The sequence below is a fragment of the Sorangium sp. So ce117 genome, from assembly GCF_051524395.1.
Classification (GTDB): Bacteria; Myxococcota_A; Polyangia; order Polyangiales; family Polyangiaceae; genus Sorangium; species Sorangium cellulosum_B.
In genome coordinates this window covers 9,905,407-9,917,213 of record NZ_CP150309.1, presented here as the reverse complement: position 1 = coordinate 9,917,213, position 11,807 = coordinate 9,905,407, and the positions used below count along the sequence as shown (strand labels likewise).

At 72.4% G+C, this 11,807-nt stretch carries 5 protein-coding genes; 4 read left to right on the top strand and 1 reads right to left on the bottom strand.

From position 1 onward, the window contains the following. Positions 1-3: 3 nt before the first annotated feature. The gene (locus tag WMF46_RS37175) at positions 4-6,450 is read right to left on the bottom strand and encodes an amino acid adenylation domain-containing protein (protein ID WP_437981548.1); all 6,447 of its coding nucleotides are present in this window, start codon (positions 6,448-6,450) and stop codon (positions 4-6) included. 575 nt (positions 6,451-7,025) lie between these two features. Here WMF46_RS37175 and WMF46_RS37170 point away from each other — a divergent pair. The 4 genes from WMF46_RS37170 to WMF46_RS37155 all read left to right on the top strand — a co-directional run bounded on the left by WMF46_RS37170 (position 7,026) and on the right by WMF46_RS37155 (position 11,805). Beyond that, entirely contained in the window at positions 7,026-7,658 is a 633-nt protein-coding gene (locus WMF46_RS37170) for an RNA polymerase sigma factor (protein ID WP_437981547.1), read from the top strand. Continuing rightward, positions 7,649-8,971, top strand: coding sequence for a FecR domain-containing protein (locus tag WMF46_RS37165; protein ID WP_437981546.1), 1,323 nt, complete (start codon positions 7,649-7,651; stop codon positions 8,969-8,971). Before WMF46_RS37170 ends, WMF46_RS37165 begins: the two co-directional genes overlap by 10 nt. Positions 8,972-9,069: 98 nt before the next feature. Then, positions 9,070-10,122, top strand: a complete 1,053-nt coding sequence (locus tag WMF46_RS37160; protein ID WP_437981545.1) for a hypothetical protein — start codon at positions 9,070-9,072, stop codon at positions 10,120-10,122. A 75-nt stretch (positions 10,123-10,197) separates the two neighbouring features. Further along, on the top strand, positions 10,198-11,805 hold the full coding sequence (locus WMF46_RS37155) for a hypothetical protein (RefSeq protein ID WP_437981544.1): 1,608 nt from the start codon (positions 10,198-10,200) through the stop codon (positions 11,803-11,805). The last annotated feature ends 2 nt before the right edge of the window (positions 11,806-11,807 follow it).

Below are 11,807 nucleotides of genomic sequence, written 5' to 3'. Positions count from 1 at the left end.
CGCTCACTCCTCCGGCTTGTTCCGGCGCGAGGCCTGCTCCGGCGTGAACGACGCGAGCGCGCGCCGCTCCAGGCCTCGCTCGCGCTGCCGCTGGGCGCGCGCGGTGATGGCGTCGAACCGGCCGCCCTCCGCCGCGCGCGGCGCGGCCCCGACCGCCGCCGCATCCTCGCCGTTCGCCGAGGGGGGCGCGTTCACCCCGAGCGTCCTCAGGTACGCCGCCTGCTGGGACACCGTCGGATGCTCGAACAGGTGCACAAGCGGAACATCGCGGCTGAAGCGCTCGCGGAGGCTGCGCGCCATGCTGACGAGCAGGAGCGAATCGCCCCCGAGATCGAAGAAGTTGTCGTCGTGACCGACGCGCGGGCGTCTCAGCACCTCGGCCCAGATGCGGGCGATGGCGCTCTCCAGGCCGTCGCTCGCCACCGCGGCGGGCCTCGCCCTGGCTCGCTCCGCGGGCGGCGGCGCGTCCTCCCGGACCTGCGGCGACGCGGCGCGCGTCGCGGCGTCGACCATGGCCGCCAGCGCCGCCGACTCGCGGGCCAGCGCCTCGAGGGTGGTGTCGGAGTCCGAGATGGCCCCCCCGACGAGGCCGTGGAGGTATTCGTGGCGGGGGCCGACCTGGAAGAGGTGGGCGACCTGCGCGAAGTCGAATCCGCCCGTCTGGCAGAGGCCGATGTGGTGATCCGGCGCCGTCGACTCGAGCAGGTGGGCGATGACGCCGGCCTCCATGAGGCACAGATCCCGCGCCCGGCTGCCGTACACCGGCTCGATGGCGCCGAGATCCGCCACCAGATACACGCTGAACGCCGAGCTGTCGAACGCCTGCCCGTTGGGGCCCCCGTGGACCGACCGGTCGATGTGCGCGCCGGGCTGGATCGTGACCAGCTGCTCCCGCTCGGGGTGGAAGTAGTACGTGCCTCCGGGGACCCGCTCGATCCGATCCGGCTTCACATACAGATACACGTGCACCGGATACAGGTTGCCCGCCGAGGCGTAGAGCTGCTTGGCGAGCGGATAACCTGGCAACCTCACCGGAGACAGCTGCCTCAGGAAGCGCGCCAGGCGTTCGAAGGGGATGGGCTCGCTCCGGAACTGGCGATAGCTGCGCCGCCGCGCGAACGCCGAGAGATCCTCGTCCGTGCGCGCGCGTGCGATCAGGGGGATGGCGGCCCCGGAGAGATCATCGCGCTGCGCCGGCTTGCTCAGCTTGAACTTCAGCCTCGCGATCGGATCCTGCAGCAAGGGGACCTCCGGGTCCGCCGCGCCCTCCCGGGCCGTCACGTACGCGACCCTCCCGGCGCGCTCCCCCGCGGCGCGCTCCACCCTCGCTGCCGCGACGCTCGGGTGCTCGCGGAGCAGCGCCTCGACCCCGGGCGCGAGCGCCGGATCCGCCGCGGTGCTCCGCGGCGGCGCGCCGGCCGGCGCTTCCACGCCGGACTCGCGCGCTGGATCCGGAAGGGCGCTGCGATCGACCTTGCCGTTGCTGGTGAGGGGGAGGCGGGACGTCTCCACGAAGGCGCCCGGCACCATGTAGTCCGGGAGCTTCGAGGCGATGAACGCCCGCAGCGCGGGCGCCTCGAGCGCCCTGCCCTGGGCCGGAACGACATGGGCGATGAGCCGCTTTCCACCGCTCGCCGTGCTCCCCACCGAGACCGCGGCGCTCGCCACGTCGGGGTGCTGGAGCAGCGCGGCCTCGATCTCCTCGAGCTCGATCCTGTGCCCTTGAATCTTCACCTGGAAGTCTTCGCGTCCCAGGAACTCGATGTTCCCGTCCGGCAAACAGCGTCCCAGGTCGCCGGTCCAGTACAGCCGCTCTCCGGTCTCCGGGTGTGTCACGAAGCGCTCGCGCGTCCTCTCCTCGTCTCGCCAGTAGCCGCGCGCGAGGCCCACGCCGCCGATGTAGAGGCGCCCGGGCACCCCGTCGGGACACGGCTCCATCGCCCCGTCGAGCACGTAAAACCGCTGGTTCGCGAGCGGCTTGCCGTAAGGGATGCTCTTCCAGCTCGGATCCACGCGGGTGATCGGATAGGCGATGGACCAGATCGACGCCTCCGTCGCCCCGCCGAGGCTCAGCACCGACGCGCCCGGGAACGCCTCGCGGATGCGATCGGGCAGGGTCACGGGGATCCAGTCCCCGCTGAGGAGCGCGGCGCGCAGGGGCGCGGGGGCGCCCGGGCGCTCCGCCCGGTGCTCGACGAGCATCTGCATGAGCGCCGGGACGGTGTTCCACAACGTCACGCCGTGCCGGGACATCAGCTCCTCCCAGTGGCCGGGATCGCGCAGCCGGGCCGGCTCGGGCAGCACCACCGCGCCCCCCGCCGCCCACAGGCCGAAGAGGTCGTAGACCGACAGATCGAAGGCGAGCGACGAGAGCGACAGGACACGATCGGACGCGTTCACGCCGAGGCGCGCGTTCACGTCCGCGAGGGTGTTCACGGCGCCGCGGTGATCGATCGCCACGCCCTTCGGCCTCCCCGTCGAGCCCGAGGTGAAGATGACGTAGGCCAGATCGTCGGGCCGCTGAGCGGCCTCGAGGGGCGACTCGTCCTCTGACAGCCCGCCCGGCGCGTCCAGGGGCACGACGATCGTCCCCGCGGGCCACCGGGCCGGCTCCGCGAACCGCGCCTGGGTGAGGACGAGCCGCGCCTCGCCCTGCGCCAGGATCCCCCAGAGCCGCTCTCGGGGCCACGCCGGATCGACGGGAAGGTAGGCAGCCCCGGACTTGAGGACGCCGAGCGCCCCGAGCGCCTGCGTGATGCCCTTCTCGCAGGCGATGGCGACGAGGGTGTTGGGGCGCGCGCCGCGGGCCCGCAAGGCTCGGCCGAGGGCGTTGCTCTGCCGGTCGAGCTCCCCGTAGGTGATGCTCCCCCCGGGCGCGATCACCGCGGGCGACCCGCCGCGGGCCGCCGCGCTCCGGAGGAACGCCGCGTGGAGCAGCTCCTCCGGCGCGGCTTGCTGCGTCCGGTTCATCCGGGCGCGCGCCTCCTGCTGCGCGATCGGGAGCGCGACCCTCGCCCGCTGGAGCGCCTCGTCGCCGCGCGCCAGCCGCGCGAGCAGATCCAGATAGGACTCGAGCATCGCTCCGACCATCCCCTCGGGGAAGAGCCCGTCGACGACATCCCAGGAGAACGCGAGCTCCCCCTGGTCCTCGGTCACCTGATGATCGAGCCACACCTGCGGCGTCTGGGTGACCATGAAGACCTCCTTGCCGAGCCAGGAGAACAGCGATTGCGGCTCGGCCCCTCCCTGGCCGAGCAGGCTCGTGAACACCACGGGGACGCTCGGCGCGCGCGCCTGGCGGAGCGCCGGGATCGCCCCCGCGCGCCGGTGCTCGATCGCCCTCCAGATCTGGTCCTGGGTGGCGCGCGCCAGCTCGGAGACCGCTTTGCGCCCGCCCACGTCGAAGCCCACGAGCACCACGGTGGTGAAGTCGCCGACGATCTCCGCGACGTCCTCGTGCAGCCGCGGGCGCTCGAACGACGTCAGCGTGAGCGAGAGCTCCGGGCGGGCGCTCCACTTCCCGAGCACCTGGGCGAACGCCGCGAGGACGACGGCCGACGGCGTGAGGCGGCTCGATTTCGCCCGGCTCTTCAGCGATTCCCACGCGGACCGGTCGATGCGCCCCCTGTGCCGCACGAACCGGGGCGGCGTGACCTCTCGAGGCTTCCTGGCGAGCGGCAGGTCGGGCGCGGGGGGGAGGCTCGCCACGCGCTCGCGCCAGAACGCGAGCGAGCGCTCGTGATCCGGTGTCTGTCGATGGCGCTCCGCATCCACGATGCAGTCCCGGAAGGTCACGCCGAGCGGCGGCAGCTCGAGCTCGGGCTGCTCGTAGAAGCGCTCCAGATCGCGCGAGACGATCCCGCAGCTCCAGGCGTCGAGCGCGAGGAGATCCAGGTTGATGTGCACGCGGCGCCGGCCGTCTGGAAGGAGCGACACGCCGGCGTCGAACAGGGGCCATTCCGTGGGCGCGAACACGCGGTGGGACAGCCGATGACGGATGTCATCGAGCGCCCGGCTGGCGTCGGCCGGCGTCATCGCGCGGAGATCCCAGATCTTCGGCTCGAAGCGGGGCACCGTCCGCTGCACCCGCTGGAGCCCGTCTCCGGTGAACACGGCCCTGAGCATCGCGTGGCGTGCGATGACCCGATTCCACGCTTGCTCGAAGCGCTCGAGATCCAGCCCATCGCACTCTCGCTCGAGGTAGCCGTGACAGCCGACGCCCCCGAGGTCGAAGGCGCTCTCGCGCCCGACCAGATACGCCCGTTGAACGTCGGTCTGGGGAAAGGGCGCTCCCGGGTCGTCGTCGCCTGGGCTGACGATGGGGGCCTCTCCCTCGGGGCCGCCGGGCGAGAGCGGCCCGGCGAGCAGGAGCGACAGCTCGGTCAACGTCATTCCCTCGATCAAGCTCACCGGCGAGATCTGCCTGCCGCTGAGCCCCGCGATGCGCTCCGCGAGCTGGATCGCCTTGACCGACTCGAGCCCGATCTCGACGAGCGGCACGTCCCAGCGCAGCTGCGCGGCGTCCACCTGAAGGAGGTCTCCCACGAGCGCCCCGAGGCGCGCGGTACAGCTCGATCCATCGGGCTGCGCGCTGGCTGCTGCGGACGCCCCGTCCTGGGCCGCGACGGGCGCTCCATCGCCCGTCGGCCCGCCGTGGAACACGCCGAGGGGCTCCAGCTCGCCGCGCAGAAAGGCCGCCTTGCACGCCCTCCGCTGCACTTTCCCGCTCGTGGTCTTGGGGATGCGGCGCGGGGGGAGGAGCACGACCGCGTGCACCGGCAGCCCGAACTGCTGCGCCACGGCGCGCCGAGCGGCGCGCGCGAGCGCCTCGAGATCGAGCCCGCGCTGCCCGCGCTTGATCTCCTGGCAGACGACGATCGCCTCCGGCTCCTCGGCAGGGAGGCTCAACCCCTCCTCGACGCCCACGGAGAAGGCTGCTCCCCCGTCGGGCGCAAAGGCCTCGTGGGCGGAGCACACCGCGAGCTCGATGTCCTGCGGATAGTAATTGCGTCCCCGGACGATGATGACGTCCTTGAGCCGCCCTGTGATGAACAGCTCCCCGTCCTGCAAGAACCCGAGATCGCCGGTCCGCAGGAAGCGCAGATCGCCTGCCCCGCGCAGCCGCGCGCCGAACGAGGCGCTGGTCGCCTCCGGGTTCCTCCAGTAGCCGCTCACCACCGCGCTGCCTTCGACCCACACCTCGCCTACCTGCAGATCCGGCGCGGGCGCTCCGCTGGCTGGATCGACGATCGCGACGCGCGTTCCGGGCAGGGGCCGGCCGCAGCTCACGAGCTCCCGAGCGTCGGACTCCGCGGCGGAGCAGGCGCGCGCTCGCCCCTGTTGCAGCTCCGTGGAGCTCACCGTGACGACGCGCGGCGGGCGCCTCGGCGAGACGCTGACCCCCAGCGTCGCCTCGGCCAGGCCATAGGAGGGGCGCAGCGCATCGGGCCGGAATCCGCTCGGCGCGAAGGCCTCGAGGAAGCGCGCGAGGGTCCCCGCGCGGACGGGCTCGGCCCCGTTGATCACCGTCTTCCACGCCGACAGATCGAGCCGGGCGCGCTGCTCGGCGGTCGAGCTCGTCACGCAGAGATCGAAGGCGAAGTTCGGAGCCGCGCTGTGGTGGCCGCGGTGGCGCGACAGCGCCTCGAGCCAGCGCATGGGCCGGGAGATGAACGACGCCGGAGGCATGCTGGTGCATCTGCCGCCCACGAAGAGCGGCAGCAGGATCCCGTGAATCAGCCCCAGATCGTGGAAGTGGGGCAGCCAGCTGATGAAGGTGTCGCCGCGCTCGATCCCGAACCCGTCGGCGAGCATGCGGCAGTTCTGCAGGACGTTGCGATGGCTGACCATCACGCCCTTGGGGCTGGAGGTCGAGCCGGAGGTATATTGCAGGTACGCGACGTCGTCTGTCGTGCCCCGCGCGTCCTCGACGCCACGCGCGCCGCCCGCGCGTCCGGCACCGGCGTCCGAGGAGCACTCCTCCAGCGTGTGAACGGCGAGCCCGGAGCGCGAGGCCGACGCGCCCCGCTCCCGCGGCGTGGGACCCGCGGCGAGCGCGCACGCAGGGGCACAGTCGGCCGTGATGGCGTCGAACCGAGACTCCGCTCGATTCGGCCGCGGGAGTGACGTGGGGACAGCCACCATGTCCGCCAGCAGGCAGCCGAAGAACGCCTCGATGAACTCGAGCCCGGGGGCGAACAGGAGGAGGACTCGGCTCTTCGGCGGATAGCGCGCGCGGAGGAAGGCGGCGATTGTTCGAGCACGGGCGTGGAGCGCGGCGAACGAGAGCGCCGCCGTCTCCTCCTCGCCTTCGTGGAGATGGACGTACGCGGGCGCGTCGCCGAGCTCTTCCGCGCGGCGAGCGAGCAGCTCAGGCAGTGACGTTATGGCGCTCCGAGATCCAGACAGATCATCCTGTGCGGCGCTGGGCGCATGCCCAAAAAAAGTCATGCCAAGTGTCACGAACGGTTCCTTTCGATTCAAGCACGCAAGACCACCTGCGCGCGCCCAGGGGCTTCACCTATTGAGTCGATGCATGCTTCCCGCAGCGCATCGAAGGCTTCGCGGGGGATGCAGGGGGCGCCAACGGTCGAGGTGATCCACCGGGCTCGGCGCTCGCTCAGCTGCGAGCCCGAGAGGATCGTGGGTTACGGGGAACGCTCGAGCAACGGGCGCAGGTCATGACACGAAGAAGAAGCCCTGTCTAGCCCACCAATCGGCGGAGCATGCCGTCCCCTGATGATGCGGAAGAAGCCTGTAGCGCGGTGATATGCGGCGCGCGCTCACTCCATGATCGCCTCGCAGGGATGCGATTGTTAAATAATGTTATTTATTGTTTAAAACGACGCCGGGCGACGGGCTCGGTCGCATGAAGAGATCCCGAGCTCGCGCTGTCGCAAACTGGCGAATGGGTACTCGCGCGCCAGCGCTCACGCATCAGCTCGCCGGGCGGGGGCGCAGGGCGTCGCCGCACGCCCGCCCTGAGCCGTTGCGGCGGGGGCCGGCCATCTTAGAGGCTGCCCCCCATGTCCGTGCACCTCCGCGTCGTTGGAAAGCCCCGTCCGCCGGACCGCCCTGCCGGCGCGCAGGTCACCTCACCCGACATCCTGCGCGGCCTGCACGCTCGGAACCCCGCGGCGGAGCGCCGCCTGCTCGACACCTATGCGGGCCTCGTCGAGCGGATGCTGTTTCGCATCCTGGGCGACGTCCGGAGCCTCGAGGATCTGGTCCAGGACGTGTTCGCCCGGGTGTTCTCCCGCATCGACGACGTGCGCGAGCCCGAGGCGCTGAAGCCCTTCATCACAAGCGTCACCGTGTTCGTCGCGCGCGAGGCGCTCCGCAAGAGGCGCAGGCACCGCTGGCTCGCGTTCTTCGCGAGCGACGAGCTGCCGGAGGTCGCGGCCAGCGCCGATCCGGAGGCCCGGCAGGGCGTGCGTGCCTTCTACCGCGCCCTGGAGACGCTCGACGCCGACGATCGGCTGGCCTTCACGCTGCGCATCGTCGAGGGCCAGGAGCTCGCGGAGGTGGCCGCTGCGTGCAAGGTGTCGCTCGCCACCGTCAAGCGCCGGATCCAGCGCGCGGAGCTCGCGTTCGTCGAGCGCTGCAAGAAGGACGAAGTGCTGTCTTCCTGGCTCGCGGAGGGCGACCGATGGACCTGAGGACCAAAGACGTCGCGGCCGTGGGGCGCCGGGTCGCCGCGCACCAGGATGCCGCGCTCGAGCGGCGGGTGCGGCCGTCGACCACGGATCGACTCGAGGCGATTTACCGCAAGGAGGCCGCGCTCTCGCTGAGCGCCAGGGCGGCTCCCCGCTCGCGGCGGCTCGGCGTCGCGCTCGCTGCGGCGTGCTTTGCCGCATCGGTCCTCTGGTTCGTGCTGTTCCGGCCGGGCGACCCGTTGACCTACCGGGTCGCGGGGGCGCCGGGCGCCGTCGGCCGGTGGGTGGCGGCGGACGCGTCGCAGGTCGGGCTCGACTTCTCGGACGGGTCGCGCGTGGACCTCGCGCCCGGGACGCGCGCCCGTGTGACCGAGGTCGGCCCCCGGGGCGCGAGCGTCCTCCTCGAGCGCGGCTCGCTGCGCGTGCGCGTCGTGCATCGCGACGACACCCGGTGGGTGGTGGCCGGGGGGCCTTTCGAGGTCCACGTGATCGGCACCGAGTTCGACATCACGTGGAACACGGAAGCCGAGGAGCTCACGGTCTCGATGATCACCGGCCGCGTGCGCATCCTGGGCCCCTGCGTCGACCCCTCGGGGCGCGCCCTCGCCGCCCCCGAAGCGACGCGGCTGGCGTGCGCGGCTCCTCGATCCGCCGCGCCGCGGGCGTCGTCCGTCGCGCCGCAGGCGCCGTCGCCAGCGCCTGAGCCGGAGGCCATCCCCTCCGCGCAGCCTCCCGCGCTCCTCCCGGGCGCGAGCGCCGCCGCATCCGCGCCCGCGCCCGCCCCCGCGCCACCCACCCTTGGCGCGCCGCGGCCCCGCGCGGGTGAGCCCCTGGCCGACGCCCCCGCCGAGCGCTGGCGCGCGCACCTCGCCGCGGGCAAGCTCGGCGAGGCGCTCGCGGACGTGGAGCTCCTGGGCATCGACACGGTGCTCGGGCGCGCCGGCGGCGCGGAGCTCGTCGATCTCGGCTCCGCGGCGCGGCTCTCCCGCAAGCCGGACGTCGCGGCCAGGTTCTACGAGGCGGCGCGCCGGCGGTTTGCCGGGAGCGACGCCGCGGCCGCCGCGGCGTACCACCTCGGCCGCATGGCGTTCGACGGGCGCGGCGCGTGGGCGGAGGCCGAGCGCTGGTTCGCCGTGTACCTCGCGGAGAGGCCGCGCGGCGCGCTCGCGCCGGAGGCGCTCGGCCGCTCGATAGAGTGCGCGAGGAACCTCCAGCTCCGCGCGCGCGCCCGCGAGCTCGCCGCGCGCTACCTCGCGGCGTACCCGAACGGCGCCCACGCCGGGCTCGCGGCGACGCTCGCTCATGAGGCCGATTGAGGGTTCCGTTCGGCACCTTGCACGCTGGAGCGAGCCTCCTCCCGCGGAGATCGCGGCCGCCGCGCCGGCGCCGCCTGCGCTCGCGGGGAGCGCGCGCCGTGGCGAGCTCGATCGGCTGCGCGCTCGTCGCGTTGCTGGCGTTCGCGGCGTTCGCAGCGCCGTGCTCCGCCGACGAGGCGCCGCCGATCACGGTCGTCGCCGGCGCGCGCGGGGCGCTGGCGTACCGGCTCTCGCAGGAGCTCGAAGCGGCGGGCCTGCAGGTCCACGTCCAGGCGGGCCCGGCGGCGGCCGGTGCCGGCGGGCTGCTCATCGTCATCCCCGAAGGCGAGGGGGGAGCCATCGAGATCTGGTCGGACTCGAGCGGGCGCGCGGACCTGGTCGCGAGCGTGGCGCCCGACGGCCCGCTCGACACCCGGGTGCTCCGCGCGGCCGAGCTGGTGCGGGCGCTCCGGTCGACGGCGTCGACGGCCGGGGCCCCCGCCGGAGCCGTCGCACCGGAGCCGGCGGCCGTCGCGCCGGCCCTGGTCCAGCCCTCTCCCGCCGCGCCTCCAGCCGCGTTGCCCGGTGAGGCGTGGCGGAGCCCGCCGCTCCGCGCCTGGGCGCCGTCCTCGCCGCCGTTCGCGGTGCCTGCGGCGCCCAGGGCCCCGCTCGTCGAGGTCGGCGTCGCGATCGCCGCGGGATGGCAGGCGCCTGGCGCCTCGCTGGCGCTCGATGCCTCGCTCCGGATCTGGCCCTCGGCCCGGATCGGTGTCGGGCTCCTGGCGGACCTGTCGATCGTCGGTCCGGACATCGAGGCGGCGGAAGGCAAGGTTCGCTTTCGCCGCTCGCTCTTCGGCGCCGAGCTCACCCTCGCGCCCATCGAGAGGAGCCGTCGGTTCGGACTCGTCCTCTCCCCCGGCGTGGGTCTCGGTTACGTGAGCGCGTCCGGCGATGCGAGACCGCCCTATATCGACAGCGACGAGTCCACGTTCACCGCCTTCGTGTACGGGCGAGGCGAGGCGCGTCTCCGGCTCGTCGACTCCGTGGTTCTCACGGCGGGTGCGCTCGGCGGCGCGGCGATCCCGCCTGTCGACATCCGGTTTGCAGGACGGGTGATCTCGACATTCAGCCCGCTCGCGTCGTTCTCGCTGGGTGTCGTCGTCCAGCGGTGAGCCGCCGCCACGACAGGCGGCCATTCATAGGAGCAAGCCACGCGCACTTCTTCAATCGAGATCGGAGAGGCCTCCTTGAAACAGCTCCTCGTACCTGGATGCACCGTGCTCATGACGCTTGTCGCCGCATGCGACAGAATCCCGCTCGATCCCATACGCGATGAGGGCGCCGGGGGTGGCGCGACCGGAGCGGGCGGGGCCGGCAGCGGCGGCGCAGGCGGCAGCGGCGGCGCAGGCGGCAGCGGCAGCGACGCCGCAGGCGCCGGTGGCGCAGGCGGCAGCGGCGGCGCGGGCGGCAGCGGCGCCGTCGTCGGCAGCGGCGGCGCGGGCGCCGGCGGCGCCGTCGGCAATGGCGATCCTCTGTGGAGCCGGCACTTCGCCTCGAACCCACGCCAACCCCAGGTGTGGGTGGGCAGCCGCATCGCCGTGGACGAACCCGGCAACCTCGTCGTCGCGACGACGGTTGCCGATGGCGTCGACTTCGGCGACGGTCCGCTCTCGACCGGGGGCGCCCTGGCCTTCTCCCTCGCGAAATTCGACGGCGAAGGAGAACCCCTCTGGCACAAGGAATTCACCGGTTCGGCTTACCCGAATGACGTCGCCGTCAACCAGGCGGGGCTCATTGCCACGACGGGGGTGGTTTACGGGACCGGCGTCGACTTCGGAGGTGGTTTGCTCGTGGGGCAGGAGTCGGGTGGCGACGCCTTCGTGGCCGTCTTCACACAAGGCGGAGATCACGTCTGGTCGGCTCGGATCGGCGTCGATGGTGATCAATGGGCGGACAGCCTCGCCATGGATGCAGCCGGGAACGTCGTCGTGGCAGGGACGTTCATGGGCCAGATCAGCGTCTGCGGCGCCTCGCTGACGAGCGTCGGTGACATGGACTCGTTCATCGCGAAATTCGACCCTGCGGGGAATTGCCTCTGGAGTAAGCAGCTCGGCTACACGGAGATCCACAACGTCGCTCTCGACGCGTCGGGCAGCGTCGTCCTCGCCGGCAGCTTCGGCGACTATTTCGCCGAGGCGATCGACCTCGGCGGCGAGCCGCTGATCACCGCGGGCAGCGAGGATATCTTCGTGGCGAAGCTCGACGCTGCCGGTGAGCACGTCTGGAGCAAGCGGTTCGGCGACGAGGCGCTCCAGAGGGCGTACGGCGTCGCGGTCGACGGCGCTGGAAACGTCGTCATCAGCGGGACGTTCCTCGGGAGCGTGGATTTCGGCGCAGGTCCGCTGGTGAGCGAGGGAGGGTACGGTCCTCTCGAGCCCGGCTCTGTCACGTGGGGCGGCAACGCCTTCGTGACCAAGCTGAACCCGGCAGGCGAGCTCCTCTGGGCCAGGCGTCTCGGGCAGTATGGGCCGCAGACGGCGCTGGACGTCGCGGCGACCGTGGACGGCGAGCTCGCGATCACCGGTTTGATCTACGGCGACGTCGACTTCGGCACGGGCCTGATGGACTGCACCTATGGCGATGCCTTCGTCGCGAAGCTCGATGCGGCGGGCACGGTCCGCTGGGTGAAGCACACCGGCGGCAGGGGGCAACAGTACGGCTATTCCACGGCCATGGACGCGACCGGCGACGTGTACGCCGCCGGGCCGTTCCTCGGCACCATCGACTTTGGCATGGGGCCGCTGGTGACCCCGACGCCTACCCGGGCGATCTTCCTCGCGAAGTTCGGCCCCTGAGG

Excerpts from the sequence above, each read along its gene's own strand:
- WMF46_RS37175 (WP_437981548.1), bottom strand. The coding sequence starts at position 6,450 with ATGACTTTTTTTGGGCATGCGCCCAGCGCCGCACAGGATGATCTGTCT.
- WMF46_RS37170 (WP_437981547.1), top strand. The coding sequence starts at position 7,026 with ATGTCCGTGCACCTCCGCGTCGTTGGAAAGCCCCGTCCGCCGGACCGC.
- WMF46_RS37165 (WP_437981546.1), top strand. The coding sequence starts at position 7,649 with ATGGACCTGAGGACCAAAGACGTCGCGGCCGTGGGGCGCCGGGTCGCC.